The organism is Streptomyces sp. NPDC001868, from assembly GCF_040297125.1.
Classification (GTDB): Bacteria; Actinomycetota; Actinomycetes; order Streptomycetales; family Streptomycetaceae; genus Streptomyces.
This window is the reverse complement of sequence record NZ_JBEOYO010000010.1, coordinates 16,303-31,999: the sequence shown is the minus strand read 5'-3', so window position 1 is coordinate 31,999 and position 15,697 is coordinate 16,303. Positions and strand designations below refer to the sequence as shown.

Genomic DNA, 15,697 nt, shown 5'->3' with positions numbered 1-15,697 from the left:
AAAGAGCAGGTGGTGTTTTGGCTGGTGGGGCTAACAGGATTTGAACCTGTGGCCTCATCCTTATCAGGGATGCGCTCTAACCAACTGAGCTATAGCCCCGCCGCGCTCTGCGGTGTGTGTCCCGCGCGCTGACTCCTGAAGATTAGCGCACGACGTGGGGAGTCCCAAAATCGATACCCGGAGGGGGTCCGTGACGCGGTGGGGCACACCGTCGGGGACGGCGTTCGGCGCCGTCCCCGTAGGCGATTCCCCTAGGTCGTGACCGTGCTCACTCGTCCTCGGCGAGCGTCAGCTCGACGCCGCCCACGAAGCCCGCGGAGAGGTTGTAGATGAACGCGCCGAGGGTGGCGAGGGCGGTCGCGAGGACGACGTCGATGACCGCGATGACCGTGGTGAAGATCAGCACGTTCGGCAGGGACAGGAACGACTGCAGATCGAATCCGTTGGACTCGTTCGAGCCGGTGGCCTCGGAGATGGTGGCGCCGACCGTGGAGAAGACACCCATCGCGTTCATGACCATCCACAGCACCGCGGCCGCGACGACCGTGCAGATGCCGAGGGCGATGGAGAGCAGGAAGCTGACCTTCATCACGGACCACGGGTCGGCCTTGGCCACCCGCAGCCGCGCCTTGCGCGTACGAGGCGTCGTGCGCGCTCCCGTACGCGGCTTGCGGGACGAGCCCTCCGGAGTCGGCTGGTAGGCCTGCGGCGGGTGGTACGGACCGGACTGCTGCTGCGACTGCCGCTCACCGGGCAGTGCCGAACCACCCGCCTGGGCCGGAGCCTGTGCGTGGGCCTGAGCCGGGGGCTGAGGCTGCGCCGGAGCCTTGCGGCCGGGCCCGCCCGGCGCCGCGGCCGGGGTGCCCGGCGCGGGCTGCTGGGTCTGCGGACCACGGGTGTCCGTCACGGTTCCCCCCTGGGGTCCAGGCTTCTCGGGCGAGGGCGTGGCCGAATCGGTCGCACTCGGCTTGATCGCTTTCAGTTGGGTCGTGTGCGTGTCCATCGCACGCGCGGCGGAGCCACGGCCGCCGCCGTCCGCCTCCGACCCGGTCGAATTGCCGGCCGAAGTACCGGACGATCCGGCGCCCGTGGCTCCGCTCACGCTGACTCACTCCTCGTGCTACTCGGACGAGGGCGCCTCACCCTCGTCCGTACCGGTCGACACAGCACCCTCGACGGACTCGTCCACGGCGTCGCCGCCGTCGACCTCCTCCGCCTCTCGCCCCGCCTCGGCGTTACGAGCGATGCCGACCACGGCATCGCGCTTGCCCAGGTTGATCAGTTGGACGCCCATGGTGTCACGGCCGGTTTCCCTGATCTCGTTGACTCGCGTACGAATCACACCGCCCGACAGCGTGATGGCGAGGATCTCGTCGGTCTCCTCGACCACCAGCGCGCCGACGAGCGAACCCCGGTCCTCGACGATCTTGGCGGCCTTGATACCGAGGCCGCCGCGACCCTGGACGCGGTACTCGTCGACGGCGGTCCGCTTCGCGTACCCGCCGTCTGTGGCAGTGAACACGAACGTACCGGGTCGAACAACATTCATCGAGAGCAGCTCGTCTCCCTCACGGAAACTCATGCCCTTGACACCCGAGGTGGCACGGCCCATGGGCCGCAGTGCCTCGTCCGTCGCCGTGAAGCGGATCGACTGTGCCTTCTTGCTGATCAGAAGGATGTCATCTTCTGCCGATACGAGTTCGGCTCCGATCAGTTCGTCGTCGGAACCGTCCTCCTTCTCACGGAGGTTGATCGCGATGACACCGCCCGAACGGGGCGAATCGTAATCCTTCAGAGGCGTCTTCTTCACAAGACCGCCCTTGGTGGCGAGCACCAGGTACGGCGTGGCCTCGTAGTCGCGGATCGCGAGGATCTCGGCGATCGCCTCGTCCGGCTGGAAGGCCAGCAGGTTGGCGACGTGCTGTCCACGCGCGTCACGTCCGGCGTCCGGCAGTTCGTAGGCCTTGGCCCGGTAGACGCGGCCCTTGTTGGTGAAGAACAGCAGCCAGTGGTGGGTCGTGGACACGAAGAAGTGGTCGACGATGTCGTCTTCCTTGAGCTTCGTGCCGCGTACGCCCTTGCCGCCGCGCTTCTGCGAGCGGTAGTCCTCGGTCTTGGTGCGCTTGACGTAACCGCCACGCGAGATCGTGACGACGATGTCCTCTTCGGCGATCAGGTCCTCGATGGACATGTCACCGTCGAAGGGGACCAGCTTGGAGCGCCGGTCGTCGCCGAACTTCTCGACGATCGCGGCGAGTTCCTCGCTGATGATGCCGCGCTGACGCACGGGCGAGGCCAGGATCTCGTTGTACTCACGGATCTTCGCCTGGAGTTCGTCGTGCTCGGAGACGATCTTCTGCCGCTCCAGGGCCGCCAGGCGGCGCAGCTGCATCTCCAGGATCGCGTTGGCCTGGATCTCGTCGATCTCCAGAAGGCCCATCAGGCCCTCACGCGCGATCTCCACGGTGTCACTGCGCCGGATCAGCGCGATGACCTCGTCGATGGCGTCCAGGGCCTTCAGGAGGCCACGCAGGATGTGCGCGCGCTCCTCGGCCTTGCGCAGCCTGAAGCGCGTACGCCGGACGATGACCTCGATCTGGTGCGTCACCCAGTGCCGGATGAACGCGTCCAGGGACAGGGTCCGCGGTACGCCGTCCACCAGCGCCAGCATGTTCGCGCCGAAGTTCGTCTGCAGGTCGGTGTGCTTGTAGAGGTTGTTCAGGACGACCTTGGCGACCGCGTCCCGCTTCAGGACGATGACCAGGCGCTGCCCCGTACGGGAGGACGTCTCGTCGCGGACGTCCGCGATGCCGCCGATCTTGCCGTCCTTCACCAGGTCGGCGATCTTCTGCGCGAGGTTGTCCGGGTTGACCTGGTAGGGGAGTTCGGTGACCACCAGGCACTGGCGGTTCTGGATCTCCTCGACGTCGACGACCGCGCGCATCGTGATCGAGCCACGGCCCGTGCGGTACGCCTCCTCGATGCCCTTGCGGCCCACCACCAGAGCACCGCTGGGGAAGTCCGGGCCCTTGATGCGCTCGATCAGGGCGTCGAGCAGCTCCTCGTGGGAGGCCTCGGGGTTCTCCAGGTACCACTGGGCGCCGGCCGCGACCTCACGGAGGTTGTGCGGCGGGATGTTCGTCGCCATACCGACCGCGATGCCCGCCGAGCCGTTGATCAGCAGGTTCGGGAAGCGCGCCGGCAGAACCGTCGGCTCCTGGTTGCGGCCGTCGTAGTTGTCCGTGAAGTCGACGGTCTCCTCGTCGATGTCACGGACCATCTCCATGGACAGCGGCTTCAGCTTGCACTCGGTGTACCGCATGGCCGCGGCCGGGTCGTTGCCCGGGGAACCGAAGTTGCCGTTGGAGTCCACCAGCGGCATCCGCATCGACCACGGCTGCGCGAGACGGACCAGCGCGTCGTAGATCGAGGAGTCGCCGTGCGGGTGGTAGGTGCCCATGACGTCACCGACGACGCGGGCGCACTTGTAGAAGCCCTTCTCGGGCCGGTAACCGCCGTCGTACATCGCGTAGAGAACCCGGCGGTGGACGGGCTTGAGGCCGTCCCGTACGTCGGGCAGCGCGCGCGACACGATGACGGACATCGCGTAGTCGAGATACGAGCGCTGCATCTCGGTCTCGAGCCCGACGGGCTCGACGCGCAGGGCGATCTCGCCCTCTTCAGGAGTGCTCGGACCTGTGGGGGGAAGAGGTGTCTCGTCGGTCATTGCTGGTGAAGATCCTTTCTGGCGCGGTCAGCTGAGACCGACTCAGATGTCGAGGAAGCGGACGTCCTTGGCATTGCGCTGGATGAAGGCGCGGCGCGCCTCGACGTCCTCGCCCATCAGGACCGAGAACAGGTCGTCGGCCTGCGCGGCGTCGTCGAGCGTGACCTGACCGAGGACTCGGTGCTCCTGGTCCATCGTCGTGATGCGCAGTTCCTCGGCGTTCATCTCGCCGAGACCCTTGAAGCGCTGGATCGAGTCCTCGCGGACCCGCTTGCCGTTCTGCCGGCCCAGCTCGATCAGGGCGTCGCGCTCACGGTCCGAGTACGCGTACTCGAAGTCGTCCCGGCCCCACTTGATCTTGTACAGCGGAGGACGGGACAGGAACACGTGTCCGGCCTCGACCAGCGGGCGCATGAAGCGGAACAGGAAGGTCAGCAACAGGGTGTTGATGTGCTGGCCGTCGACGTCGGCGTCCGCCATCAGGATGATCTTGTGATAGCGCAGCTTCTCGATGTCGAAGTCCTCGTGGACCCCGGTGCCGAAGGCGGAGATCAGTGCCTGGATCTCCTGGTTCTGCAGGATCTTGTCGATCCGCGCCTTCTCGACGTTCAGGATCTTGCCGCGGATCGGGAGGATCGCCTGGTACTGCGGATTGCGGCCGGACTTGGCCGAACCACCGGCGGAGTCACCCTCGACGATGAAGATCTCGCACTTGGTGGGGTCGTTCGACTGGCAGTCGGACAACTTGCCCGGCAGCGACGCCGTCTCCAGCAGGCCCTTGCGACGCGTGAGGTCACGGGCCTTACGGGCCGCCACGCGTGCGGTGGCCGCCTGGATGCCCTTGCGGATGATGTCCGAGGCCTCGACCGGATTGCGGTCCAGCCAGTCGTTGAGGTGTTCGTAGACCGCCTTCTGCACGAAGGTCTTCGCCTCCGTGTTGCCCAGCTTGGTCTTCGTCTGGCCCTCGAACTGCGGCTCGCTGAGCTTGACCGAGATGATCGCGGTCAGACCCTCGCGGATGTCGTCGCCCGTGAGGTTGTCGTCCTTCTCACGGAGCAGCTTCTTGTCGCGCGCGTACTTGTTGATCAGCGAGGTCAGCGCGGCCCGGAAGCCCTCCTCGTGCGTACCGCCCTCGTGCGTGTGGATGATGTTGGCGAAGGAGTACACACCCTCGCTGTAACCGCTGTTCCACTGCATCGCGACCTCGAGGGACAGGCTCTTGTCCTTGTCCTCCGCCTCCAGGTCGATGACGGTCGGGTGCACCACGTCTCCCTTGCGGGAGTTGAGGTGCGTCACGAAGTCGACGATGCCGCCCTCGTAGTGGTACGAGACGGTCCTGACCTCGTCCTTCTCGTCGGCACCCGCCTCGTCCGCACCGGTCGTGGCCTTCGCCACCTCGCGCTCGTCGGTGAGGTTGATCGTCAACCCCTTGTTGAGGAACGCCATTTCCTGGAAGCGCCGCGAGAGCGTCTCGAAGGAGTACTCGGTGGTCTCGAAGATGTCGCCGTCGGCCCAGAAGGTCACCGACGTGCCGTGCTCGTCCGTCGCCTCGTGCTGGGCCAGCGGAGCCGTCGGGACGCCCAGCTTGTAGTCCTGAGTCCAGCGGTAGCCGTCGGTCCTGACCTCGACGGCGACCCTGCTGGACAGGGCGTTCACGACGGAGACGCCGACGCCGTGCAGACCGCCGGAGACCGCGTAGCCGCCGCCGCCGAACTTGCCGCCCGCGTGCAGGACGGTCAGTACGACCTCGACGGCCGGCTTGCCCTCGGACGGGACGATGCCCACCGGGATGCCACGGCCGTTGTCGATGACGCGGACACCGCCGTCGGCCAGGATCGTCACGTCGATGGTGTCCGCGTGGCCGGCCAGGGCCTCGTCGACGGAGTTGTCCACGACCTCCTGCACGAGGTGGTGCAGGCCGCGCTCACCGGTCGAGCCGATGTACATGCCGGGCCGCTTGCGGACCGCGTCCAGCCCTTCGAGGACGGTGATGGCACTGGCGTCGTACGAGGCTGTGACCTCGCCGTTGGCGCCGGCACCGGTGGACGGGATGTTCTCGTTGGGGTTGCCGGAATCGGCCACGAAGCGCCCTTTCTGGCACAGCACAAGCCAGGCTCCCGGCGGGTTTGCCGGAGCGGCTGCGGCATGTTGCGGTGGAAGCCTTTGTCTGTGGTGAACGGTGTTTCCGAAGCGGTCCCCACGAATGGGGCGGGATTAGCTTCCAGTCTACCGGTAGCGCCGACCGTGATGGGGGTTTGCCGGTACCTGAGTCCGCATGTGCCGCCCTGAACCGGTCTCTCCCGACTCCCCATATGCGGAGCGGGGCTCCAAGAGGCTCACAGCGGCACTCAGCGCTTCCGGGTGTCAACCCTTTGCTACTCCCGGGTCAGGTCGATGTTCGCAACCGCACGCGAACGCGCGCGCCGGAGCGCACGGCCGTTCGCCGGGCGGCGGAGGACCCCCGGTCATGGGTGCGGAAGCGCCCGGAAATGTGAGGACGGTCACCCGTAGGTGTCGCCGGGCCCGGTGCTGCCCGGGGCACGCAGCGGCCCGTAGCGACGGGTGGAACCGGCGGGTCCGTGGACCTTCAGCAGCCGCACGGTGCCGTGTCCGAGATCCTCGTTGAGCCGGGCGACCAGTTGCGGAGCGAGCAGCCGCACGTTCGTCGCCCACGCCGTCGAGTCGCACCGCACGTGCAGAACCCGCTCGTCCTCGTCGTACCGCTCCGGCACGCACCGCCTGGCCAGGTCGTCACCGACGATCTCGGGCCAGCGGCCCATGACCCCGCCGACGGCGGCCGGTGTCTCCCAGCCCCGTTCGGTGATCAGACGGTTGATCGCGGGGCCTAGGGGCATCGGGTCGCGGCCGTCGGCACGCGCGCCGGAGCGCAGCCCGCCGCCGCGCCTGGCCTGCTTCTTCTGCTGGGTGGCCTCACCACGCGCGCGTGCGGCCTCCTTCGCTGCGCGCAGCGCCACGCGCGCGAGGTCCACGCCGGAGGGCTCGGGAGGCTTCGGGGTTCCCTCGGATCCGCTCATGCCCGCTCCACCGTCCCGTCGGACACGGTGTACCGCGTCCCCGTCAGTACGTCCGGTACGTCGTCGTCGACGGCGGCTGTCACCAGAACCTGCTCGCCGGGCGCGACCAGCTCCGCCAGGCGCTCCCGCCGACGGGAGTCCAGCTCGGCGAAGACGTCGTCCAGGATCAGCACCGGCTCGTTCCCCTCGGCCCGCAGCAGGTCGTACGAGGCGAGCCGCAGGGCCAGGGCGTACGACCAGGACTCGCCGTGGGAGGCGTATCCCTTGGCGGGCAGCTGACCGAGTTTGAGAACCAGATCGTCCCGGTGGGGCCCCACGAGGGTGACGCCCCGCTCGATCTCCTGCTTGCGGCTCTCGGCGAGGGCGGCCATCAGCTGCTCGTACAGCTCCTCGCGCGCGTGGCCGACGATGCCGGGAGAGGAGGGTTTGTATTCCAGACTGACCGGGCCGCCGCCGGGTGCCAGCTGCTCGTAGGCCTTGTCGGAGAGGGGCTGGATCGCGGCGACCAGGTCCAGGCGCTGGGCCAGCAACTCCGCGCCCACGCGCGCGAGGTGCTGGTCCCATACGTCGAGCGTGGACAGGTCCATGGTGCGACCGCCGTGCCGGCGGGCCAGCGCGGCCGTCTTGAGGAGCGTGTTGCGCTGCTTGAGGACCCGCTCGTAGTCGGAGCGCACGCCCGCCATGCGCGGGGCCCGGGCGGTGATCAGCTCGTCGAGGAAGCGCCGCCGCTCACCGGGGTCGCCCTTGACCAGGGCGAGGTCTTCGGGCGCGAACAGCACGGTTCGTACGATGCCGAGGACGTCACGCGGTCTGACCTGCGAGGACCTGTTGATGCGGGCGCGGTTGGCCTTGCCCGGGTTCAGCTCCAGCTCGACCAGTTGCTGCCGCTCGCCCTGGCGCACCTGTGCCCGGATCACCGCGCGGTCGGCGCCCATGCGGACCAGGGGCGCGTCCGACGACACCCGGTGGCTGCCGAGGGTCGCGAGATAGCCGACCGCCTCGACCAGATTCGTCTTGCCCTGCCCGTTGGGGCCCACGAACGCGGTGACGCCCGGGTCGAGCGGGACCTCGACCCGGGCGTACGAGCGGAAGTCGGCCAGCGACAGATGCGTGACGTGCATGGTCGGGTGCCGACCTCCCCAGGGTTGTGGACCGCCGAGCGGCCCTGTGGACGACTTCTCGTCGACCGGGCGTGTGTTCGTTCTTGGCCGTTCTCGGCTTCGGTGCCGTGGGCTACTTCTTCTCGACCGCGTGGCCGCCGAACTGGTTCCGCAGCGCCGCGATCATCTTCATCTGCGGAGAGTCCTCCTGGCGCGACGCGAACCGCGCGAAGAGCGAGGCCGTGATCGCGGGCAGCGGCACGGCGTGGTCGATGGCGGCCTCCACGGTCCACCGGCCCTCGCCGGAGTCCTGTGCGTAGCCCTTCAGTCCGTCCAGGTGCTCGTCCGCGTCGAGGGCGTTCACCGCCAGGTCGAGCAGCCAGGAGCGGATGACCGTGCCGTCCTGCCAGGAACGGAAGACCTCGCGGACGTCCGTCACCGAGTCGGCCTTCTCCAGGAGTTCCCAGCCCTCGGCGTACGCCTGCATCATGGCGTACTCGATGCCGTTGTGGACCATCTTCGCGAAGTGCCCGGCGCCGACCTTGCCGGCGTGCACCGCGCCGAGGTCGCCCTCCGGCTTCAGCGCGTCGAAGACCGGCCGCACCTTGGCGACGTTCTCCGCGTCGCCGCCGTACATCAGCGCGTAGCCGTTCTCCAGGCCCCAGACGCCGCCGGAGACACCGCAGTCGACGAAGCCGATGCCCTTGGCCGCCAGCTCCTCGGCGTGCTTCTCGTCGTCCGTCCAGCGGGAGTTGCCGCCGTCCACGACGACGTCGCCGGGCTGCAGCAGTTCGGCCAGCTCGTCGACGGTCGACTGGGTGGCGGCACCGGCCGGGACCATCACCCACACGACCCGCGGGCCCTTGAGCTTGCCCACAAGCTCTTCGAGGCTGTGGACATCGGCGAGATCCGGGTTCCGGTCGTATCCGATGACGGTGTGGCCAGCGCGGCGTATCCGCTCGCGCATGTTGCCGCCCATCTTGCCGAGGCCGACGAGACCGAGCTCCATCAGTTGTTCCTTAGGTTGCGACGTGGCATGAGGGCACCTGCGTACCCACGCACGAGCCTAAACCCGGACGCTCACGCACACCTGTGGGCATACGCGCTCATAAGTACGCCCCGACCTGCGGCTTCGCACCGAGGGCCCGGTGATCCACCGGGCCCCGCAGCACTGTGGACAACCTCCGGCGGCCCGGCCGCGGAGGCGTCCGGCCGGTCAGCCGCTGAGCCGCACCGGCATGATCAGGTACTTGTACGCCTCGTCCGCCTCGGCGTCCACGGCCGGCTTGCCGCTGAGCAGCGCGGGCTTGGTGGACGTCGTGAACGACAGCTGGGCGACCGGGGAGTCGATGGCGCTCAGGCCGTCCAGCAGGAACGTGGGGTTGAACGCGATCGAGATGTCGTCGCCCTCCAGCTGGGCGTCGACCCTTTCCACAGCCTGTGCGTCGTCGCTGGAGCCCGCCTCCAGGATCAGCACGCCCTGCTCGAAGCTCAGCCGCACCGGGGTGTTCCGCTCGGCGACCAGGGCGACACGCTTGACGGCCTCCACGAAGGGGGCGGTCTCGATGACGGCCACGCTGTTGAACTCCGTCGGGAACAGCGTGCGGTACTTCGGGAGGTCGCCCTCCAGCAGCCGCGTGGTCGTACGGCGGCCCGCGCCCTCGAAACCGATCAGGCCCTCGCCGGAGCCCGAGCCGGAGAGCGCCAGGATGACGCTGTCGCCGCTCGTGAGGGCCTTGGCGGTGTCCAGGAGCGTCTTGGCGGGCACCAGGGCGACCGCGGACGCCTCGGGGTTCTCCGGCTTCCACAGGAACTCGCGGACCGCGAAGCGGTAGCGGTCGGTGGAGGCCAGCGTGACCGTGTCGCCCTCGATCTCGATGCGCACACCGGTGAGGACGGGCAGCGTGTCGTCACGGCCGGCCGCGATGGCCACCTGGGCGGCGGCGGAGGCGAAGACCTCGCCGGGGACGGTGCCCGTGGCGTTCGGCATCTGCGGCAGCGCCGGGTACTCCTCCACAGGCAGTGTGTGGAGGGTGAACCGGGAGGAGCCGCAGACCACCGTCGCCCGTACACCGTCTGTGGAGATCTCCACCGGGCGGTTGGGGAGGGCGCGGCAGATGTCGGCGAGCAGGCGGCCGGAGACGAGCACCGTGCCCTCCTCGTCGACCTCCGCCTCCACGGAGACCCGCGCGGAGACCTCGTAGTCGAAGCTGGAGAGGCTCAGCTGGCCTTCCTCGGCCTTCAGAAGGAGGCCGGCGAGGACCGGCGCCGGCGGACGGGCCGGGAGGCTGCGCGCCGCCCAGGCCACGGCCTCCGCGAGTACGTCGCGTTCCACCCGGATCTTCACTGTTGCCGCCTCCTGCTGTTGCCGGCGCTTCTCGCCCTGCCTGGCTTCGTCGTCTGTCTCGGTGTCGCTGCGTCTGGTGAGGGGAAGGACACCGGGGAACAGTCTGACGCACACCGCTGACACTCGGAGCCTCTCGGGGTCAAGTCGTGACGAGGCGCGGTCGGGCAGCCCGGAGCGAGTTGTGCACAGGACCCACTTCGAAACGGATTCCCAGCTCTCTCTAGTTGGGAGTAGTAGTAGGGCCTGTGGAAACCGTGGATAACCCCGTTTTCGCAGCTCAGGCGGCAAATTTTGTCCACCGACCCTGTGGGTGGAGGCGGTGGACAACCAGGGGTATCTGTGGAGAACAGAAAGTTCTGCACACACCGTGCACAGCCCGGGGGTACTTCTCCCCAACGGCGTCCCCAGGTTTACCCGTCTTTCCCACAGCCCAACCGGGCAACTTCGTGTGACGCCTTTCACTCGACACGGTGAGAAGGCGCGTTGGCTTGCCGAACAGTGGACAGGCATGTGGAGAAGCCGACGATCACTGGGGACAACCGGCCTCAGCCTGTGGGTCGTCGGTGGACAACTCCGTCCACAGCCTGTGGATCCCCGCTTCGTCCACAGCCTGTGGAGATCTTTCGTCCACGAATCCACAGGGGGCTGACCTGCCTCGATGATCTCGTGCCCACCGGCCCTGTGGACACGATCTGCATAACTTCCCGGTCCCCAGGGTGTGGACGGGAAAAAGTCCCCGAATCTGTGGAGGGGGGCCGTAACGCGGCAGGTATTCGAACAGCTGATGACGGCCCGGCGACGGACGAGGCCTCCCGGGAACGCCGAAGGCGCCCTCGGGAACTCGTCCCGGGGCGCCCTCAGCGACGTACGACGGCTCTCTGTCAGCCGTTCTTGATGCGGTTCGTCAGCTCCGTCACCTGGTTGTAGATGGAGCGCCGCTCGGCCATCAGCGCACGGATCTTGCGATCGGCGTGCATGACGGTGGTGTGGTCACGGTTGCCGAACTGCGCGCCGATCTTGGGCAGCGACAGGTCGGTCAGCTCGCGGCACAGGTACATGGCGATCTGGCGGGCCGTCACCAGCGCACGGCCGCGCGAGGTGCCGCAGAGGTCCTCGACGGTGAGCCCGAAGTAGTCGGCGGTCGCGGCCATGATCGCGGTGGCGGTGATCTCCGGGGACGCGTTCTCGCCGCCCGGGATCAGGTCCTTGAGGACGATCTCGGTCAGCCCGAGGTCCACCGGCTGCCGGTTGAGCGACGCGAACGCCGTCACCCGGATCAGCGCGCCCTCCAACTCGCGGATGTTGCGCGAGATACGGGACGCGATGAACTCCAGCACCTCCGGCGGGGCGTTGAGCTGCTCCTGCACCGCCTTCTTGCGGAGGATCGCGATACGCGTCTCCAGCTCGGGCGGCTGGACATCGGTGATCAGACCCCACTCGAAACGGTTCCGCAGCCGGTCCTCCAAGGTCACCAGCTGCTTGGGCGGCCGGTCGCTGGAGAGCACGATCTGCTTGTTCGCGTTGTGGAGCGTATTGAAGGTGTGGAAGAACTCCTCCTGCGTCGACTCCTTGTCCGCGAGGAACTGGATGTCGTCGACGAGCAGGATGTCCATCTCCCGGTACCGCTTGCGGAAGCTGTCGCCTTTGCCGTCGCGGATGGAGTTGATGAACTCGTTGGTGAACTCCTCCGAGCTCACGTACCGCACCCGCGTGCCCGGGTAGAGGCTGCGCGCGTAGTGCCCGATCGCGTGCAGGAGGTGCGTCTTGCCGAGCCCCGACTCCCCATAGATGAAGAGGGGGTTGTACGCCTTCGCCGGCGCCTCGGCGACGGCCACCGCCGCCGCGTGCGCGAAACGGTTCGAGGCGCCGATGACGAAGGTGTCGAAGAGGTACTTCGGGTTCAGGCGGGCCGTCGGCTCGCCGGGACCGGGCGCCGGCGCGGGCTGCGCCGCCAGCGGACCGGGCGCGCTGCTCGCCGGGCCGCCCCGGTGCACATGTCCCGAGCCCGGCGGCGGCTCGGGCCGCTCACGCCGGTCCGGCCGCGCGTAGTCGGAGTCGGCACCGGGCCGGTCGTAGTCGCCGCGGGGCTGGTCGTACTCGGAGCGCTGCTGGTCGTACGGCGGCCGGTCCATCGACTGCGAGCGATAGTCCGACGACGGCGAGGCGTACGGGTCCCGTTCCGGGAAACCGAGCCGCTGCTGCTGCCAGCCGTAGTCGTCCTGCCGCGGCCAGGCGCCCGGCTCGGGCCGCTGGTACTCGGACGGATACGCGGGGCGCGCGGTCGGCAGCTGGTCCGAGCGGCCGTTGGGGAGCTGGTCCGCGCGCGGCGGCGGCAGCTGGTCGCCGGGCCCGCCGCCCAGCTGTTCGCCGCGTCCCGGACCCCGGTCGTCGGCGCGATGCCGGCCGTACCCCTTGTAGGGATCGCGGGCCTGGCCGTCGTATCCGTTCTGGCCGTCGTACGTGTTCTGGTTCTCGTACCCGCCGCGGGCGTCGCGCCCCTGGCCGTCGTACGCGTTCCTGTTGTCGTAACCGTCGCGGCTCTGGGCCGGGACGGAAGGGAGCTCCGGCTCCTCGAAACGGCGCTGGGCCGGCGGGGGCGGAGTCTCGCCGACGGAGCTGTCGACGGTGATCGCGATACGGATCGGGCGGCCGCACTCCCGGCTCAGGGTCTCGCTGACGATCGGCGCGAGACGGCCTTCGAGTACGCCCTTCGCGAACTCGTTCGGGACGGCGAGAAGCGCCGTGTCCGCGACGAGAGCGAGCGGCTGACAGCGCTTGATCCAGCGCTCGTCCTTCACCTCGACGCCTTGACCGCGGCCCTCACCGAGGAGTTTCTCCAGTACTCGTGGCCACACTGCGGCAAGATCGGCAGGTACGTCAGCCACAGGGCACGCTCTCTCACAGGTCCCACGAACGTGTGGTTCTGGGACAGGTCGGTTTGAAACTCGGGTGGGGCGCTCGAAACGAGGTGCTGGTGGGTGGGTCGGTGCCCAGCAGCCAAAGGAAAAGGAACGAATCGGAGTTCAGTCACGGTAGTCACGGCGACGGGTACGGTTCAAGTTGTTGTCCCCAGCCTGTGGATAGTGTCTCCCTGTGACCTTCGGTTTGACCGGATGGCGTAGCCGCGCGTACCGTAACCAGGTCGAGTTGTCGATGGCTGCTGCCGCCTGCCTCCGATGGGCACAGATCGCGTCAGGTGATCGGACAGCGGTGCACTCGGGCGTTTATACGAGCTACTCGTGGGCGCACGGTGACAGCCAGGACGGCACCCGCAAACACCGATTTCTTTCTGGAGCCCCCGAGTGAGCAAGCGCACCTTCCAGCCGAACAACCGTCGTCGCGCGAAGACCCACGGCTTCCGCCTGCGGATGCGTACCCGTGCCGGTCGCGCGATTCTCGCGAACCGCCGCAGCAAGGGTCGCGCCAGCCTGTCCGCCTGATCCCGATCAGGTCATGACGTCGTGCTGCCTACCGAGCATCGGCTGAGGCGGCGCGAGGACTTCGCGACCGCGGTACGACGAGGACGCCGGGCCGGACGCCCACTCCTCGTCGTTCACCTACGTAGCGGTGCCACGGACCCGCACGCGCCTGGGGAGAGCGCTCCCCCGACGCGTGCGGGTTTCGTCGTGAGCAAGGCCGTCGGTGGTTCGGTCGTACGCAACAAGGTGAAGCGCAGGCTTCGCCATCTGATGCGCGATCGAGTCGCCCTGTTCCCCCCCGGTAGCCTGGTAGTCGTACGAGCGCTGCCCGGAGCGGGTGACGCCGACCACGTACAACTGGCCCAAGACCTGGATGCCGCCATAGGGCGGCTGCTGGGAGGGGGCGCACGATGAAGTACCCGCTGCTGGCGCTGATCAAGCTGTACCAGTGGACGATCAGTCCGCTGCTCGGGCCGGTGTGCAAGTACTACCCGTCGTGCTCCCACTACGGCTACACGGCCATCGACCGGCACGGTGCGATCAAGGGAACGGCACTCACTGCCTGGCGCATCCTGCGGTGCAATCCGTGGTCGCTCGGCGGTGTGGACCATGTCCCGCAGCGCAAGCGTCCACGGTGGCACGAGATGTTGCGTGGCACGTGGCGCGCACGCAAGGGCGGGTCCTCCGCCGCCGAACCGGCCACCGAGGGGCACGTTCCCTCGAGCCCGGCCGCCGAGAGCCCGTCCCATGCCCAAGGAGCATGATTAGTGGACACGATTGCCAGCCTCTTCAGCTTCATCACGACACCTGTCTCCTGGGTCATCGTCCAGTTCCACAGCGTGTACGGCGCCCTCTTCGGCGCTGACACCGGATGGGCCTGGGGCCTGTCCATCGTGTCCTTGGTGATCCTGATCCGTATCTGCCTGATCCCGCTCTTCGTGAAGCAGATCAAGGCGACCCGGGCGATGCAGACGCTTCAGCCCGAGATGAAGAAGATCCAGGAGCGCTACAAGAACGACAAGCAGCGTCAGTCCGAAGAGATGATGAAGCTGTACAAGGAGACGGGTACCAACCCGCTCTCCTCGTGCCTTCCCATCCTGGCCCAGTCGCCGTTCTTCTTCGCGCTGTACCACGTGCTCAACAGCATCGCGAACAACGACACCATCGGTGTCATCAACGAGAGCCTGCTGCAGAGTGCCCAGAAGGCGCACATCGTCGGTGCTCCCCTGGCCGCGAAGTTCACCGACAGCTCCGCGGACGTCGCCGCGCTCGACGCCTCGCTGACCACCGTCCGCATCGTGACCGCGGTCATGATCGTCCTGATGTCGGCGTCGCAGTTCTACACGCAGCGTCAGCTGATGACGAAGAACGTCGACACCACGGTGAAGACGCCGTTCATGCAGCAGCAGAAGATGCTGATGTACGTCTTCCCGATCATGTTCGCTGTCTTCGGCATCAACTTCCCGGTCGGTGTCCTCGTCTACTGGCTGACCACCAACGTGTGGACCATGGGCCAGCAGATGTACGTGATCCACAACAATCCGACCCCGGGTTCCAAGGCCCAGGCCGCCTACCTGGAGCGCCTCTTCAAGCACGTCACGCGGCACGGCAAGACCCGCAACCGTCGTGAGCGCGCCATCGTCAAGGCGATCGTCGCCAAGGGCCGTGACCGCAACGAGCACGAGCGGAAGTTCATCACCGGCCTGGGCAAGGAGGGCCTCGCGGCCCAGGGCGACGGCACCGTGGTCAAGAGCGAGGCCGCCGCCGTCGCGACGGCCGAGGACGGTACGCCCACACCTGGCACCCCCAAGCGTCAGCAGCCCAAGCGCCTGACCAAGGCCCAGCGTCAGTCCGGTGCTGCGAAGACCGCCGACGACGACGAGCCGAAGACCGAGCCCACTTCGCTGACCAAGTCCGACCAGCCCCAGGACGCCAAGCCGGAGGACACCAAGCCGGCGGCCGCTGCCCAGAAGGCCGCGCCCAAGTCCGGTACCGGTGGCCGCAGCAAGGCCCAGTCCGGTCAGCGCAAGGGCCAGCAGCGCCCCAAGTCCCCGTCCAAGAAGTAAGAA

12 protein-coding genes and 1 tRNA gene are annotated in these 15,697 nt (G+C 67.8%); 4 read left to right on the top strand and 9 right to left on the bottom strand.

Annotation, left to right across the window (positions count from 1 at the left end; translation table 11 throughout):
• Positions 1 to 22: 22 nt before the first annotated feature.
• The 9 genes from ABT147_RS14630 to dnaA all read right to left on the bottom strand — a co-directional run bounded on the left by ABT147_RS14630 (position 23) and on the right by dnaA (position 13,094).
• Positions 23 to 99: transfer RNA gene (locus tag ABT147_RS14630), tRNA-Ile, on the bottom strand.
• Positions 100 to 268: 169 nt separating this feature from the next.
• Complete coding sequence (locus tag ABT147_RS14625; RefSeq protein ID WP_351405683.1) at positions 269 to 1,102, bottom strand: DUF3566 domain-containing protein; 834 nt, start codon at positions 1,100 to 1,102, stop codon at positions 269 to 271.
• Between the two features lie 18 nt (positions 1,103 to 1,120).
• Positions 1,121 to 3,727 carry a DNA gyrase subunit A gene (gyrA, locus tag ABT147_RS14620; RefSeq protein ID WP_351405681.1) on the bottom strand — a complete coding sequence of 869 codons (2,607 nt, stop codon included), beginning with the start codon at positions 3,725 to 3,727 and terminating at the stop codon, positions 1,121 to 1,123.
• A gap of 42 nt (positions 3,728 to 3,769) precedes the next feature.
• Entirely contained in the window at positions 3,770 to 5,833 is a 2,064-nt protein-coding gene (gene gyrB / locus ABT147_RS14615; RefSeq protein ID WP_351405679.1) for a DNA topoisomerase (ATP-hydrolyzing) subunit B, read from the bottom strand.
• Positions 5,834 to 6,228: 395 nt separating this feature from the next.
• Positions 6,229 to 6,762: a DciA family protein gene (locus ABT147_RS14610; RefSeq protein WP_351405677.1), complete on the bottom strand. Its 534-nt coding sequence runs from the start codon at positions 6,760 to 6,762 to the stop codon at positions 6,229 to 6,231.
• Positions 6,759 to 7,883, bottom strand: coding sequence for a DNA replication/repair protein RecF (gene recF / locus ABT147_RS14605; RefSeq protein ID WP_351405675.1), 1,125 nt, complete (start codon positions 7,881 to 7,883; stop codon positions 6,759 to 6,761). Before recF ends, ABT147_RS14610 begins: the two co-directional genes overlap by 4 nt.
• Before the next feature lie 112 nt (positions 7,884 to 7,995).
• On the bottom strand, positions 7,996 to 8,871 hold the full coding sequence (gnd, locus tag ABT147_RS14600) for a phosphogluconate dehydrogenase (NAD(+)-dependent, decarboxylating) (RefSeq protein WP_351405673.1): 876 nt from the start codon (positions 8,869 to 8,871) through the stop codon (positions 7,996 to 7,998).
• A gap of 207 nt (positions 8,872 to 9,078) precedes the next feature.
• Positions 9,079 to 10,209, bottom strand: coding sequence for a DNA polymerase III subunit beta (gene dnaN / locus ABT147_RS14595; RefSeq protein ID WP_215456970.1), 1,131 nt, complete (start codon positions 10,207 to 10,209; stop codon positions 9,079 to 9,081).
• An 881-nt stretch (positions 10,210 to 11,090) separates the two neighbouring features.
• Positions 11,091 to 13,094 carry a chromosomal replication initiator protein DnaA gene (gene dnaA, locus ABT147_RS14590; protein ID WP_351405670.1) on the bottom strand — a complete coding sequence of 668 codons (2,004 nt, stop codon included), beginning with the start codon at positions 13,092 to 13,094 and terminating at the stop codon, positions 11,091 to 11,093.
• Between the two features lie 417 nt (positions 13,095 to 13,511).
• Between dnaA and rpmH the strand changes: the two genes are divergently transcribed.
• Genes rpmH through yidC form a run of 4 tightly spaced genes read left to right on the top strand, consistent with a single transcriptional unit; the run spans position 13,512 to position 15,694 of the window.
• Positions 13,512 to 13,649 carry a 50S ribosomal protein L34 gene (rpmH, locus tag ABT147_RS14585; protein ID WP_005482975.1) on the top strand — a complete coding sequence of 46 codons (138 nt, stop codon included), beginning with the start codon at positions 13,512 to 13,514 and terminating at the stop codon, positions 13,647 to 13,649.
• Between the two features lie 21 nt (positions 13,650 to 13,670).
• On the top strand, positions 13,671 to 14,042 hold the full coding sequence (rnpA, locus tag ABT147_RS14580; RefSeq protein ID WP_078853524.1) for a ribonuclease P protein component: 372 nt from the start codon (positions 13,671 to 13,673) through the stop codon (positions 14,040 to 14,042).
• Positions 14,039 to 14,392 (top strand): membrane protein insertion efficiency factor YidD, encoded by a 354-nt coding sequence (gene yidD / locus ABT147_RS14575; protein WP_351405668.1) that lies wholly within the window; start codon positions 14,039 to 14,041, stop codon positions 14,390 to 14,392. Before rnpA ends, yidD begins: the two co-directional genes overlap by 4 nt.
• 3 nt (positions 14,393 to 14,395) lie before the next feature.
• Positions 14,396 to 15,694, top strand: a complete 1,299-nt coding sequence (gene yidC, locus ABT147_RS14570; protein ID WP_351405666.1) for a membrane protein insertase YidC — start codon at positions 14,396 to 14,398, stop codon at positions 15,692 to 15,694.
• The last annotated feature ends 3 nt before the right edge of the window (positions 15,695 to 15,697 follow it).

Bases quoted from the DNA above. Each gene is read 5' to 3' on its own strand.
- ABT147_RS14610 (WP_351405677.1), bottom strand. From the start codon at position 6,762: ATGAGCGGATCCGAGGGAACCCCGAAGCCTCCCGAGCCCTCCGGCGTG.
- gnd (WP_351405673.1), bottom strand. From the start codon at position 8,871: ATGGAGCTCGGTCTCGTCGGCCTCGGCAAGATGGGCGGCAACATGCGC.
- recF (WP_351405675.1), bottom strand. From the start codon at position 7,883: ATGCACGTCACGCATCTGTCGCTGGCCGACTTCCGCTCGTACGCCCGG.
- gyrA (WP_351405681.1), bottom strand. From the start codon at position 3,727: ATGACCGACGAGACACCTCTTCCCCCCACAGGTCCGAGCACTCCTGAA.
- yidD (WP_351405668.1), top strand. From the start codon at position 14,039: ATGAAGTACCCGCTGCTGGCGCTGATCAAGCTGTACCAGTGGACGATC.